At 70.6% G+C, this 412-nt stretch carries 1 protein-coding gene; it reads left to right on the top strand.

The annotated features are described in order from the left end of the window. Positions 1-156 precede the first annotated feature (156 nt). Positions 157-412, top strand: a 256-nt coding sequence (locus tag EE949_RS08385; RefSeq protein ID WP_164666724.1) for a hypothetical protein, incomplete at its 3' end; no start/stop codon positions are given.

Here is a 412-nt window from a genome sequence, read left to right as displayed (position 1 = left end):
CTATTGGACCTTGCGGCGCGGCATCGTGCCCTTGCCGCTCGGCTTCGGCACCATCAGCCAGGCGTACGACATCAACGACCGCGGCGAGATCGTCGGCGCGATCGCCGCGGCCGAGGGCGCCCCTGGCGCGCGGCGCTGTGGCCGTCGTACACCGCCGTGCCGATCGACCTGAACACGCAGCTGTACCGGGCGCCGGCGGGCCTGGAATTGCGGGCGGCCTACCGCATCAACGAACGCGGTGACATCCTGGCGGACTCGAACGCCGGCCTGGTCTTGCTGCGCCCCGGCCGGCGCGGCACCGACGCGCCGGTGCTCGGCCCCATCATCGGCCTGCCGGCGGTGGTGGATCTCGGCCAGGATCTGACGATGACGCTCAATTTCTCAGACAGCAACACCGCGCAAACCCACACGG

Origin of the sequence: Pseudomonas viridiflava, assembly GCF_900602065.1 — a bacterium.
Lineage (GTDB): Bacteria > Pseudomonadota > Gammaproteobacteria > Pseudomonadales > Pseudomonadaceae > Aquipseudomonas.
Note: the sequence above shows the minus strand (reverse complement) of the source record. Positions and strands in the feature narration are given on the sequence as shown.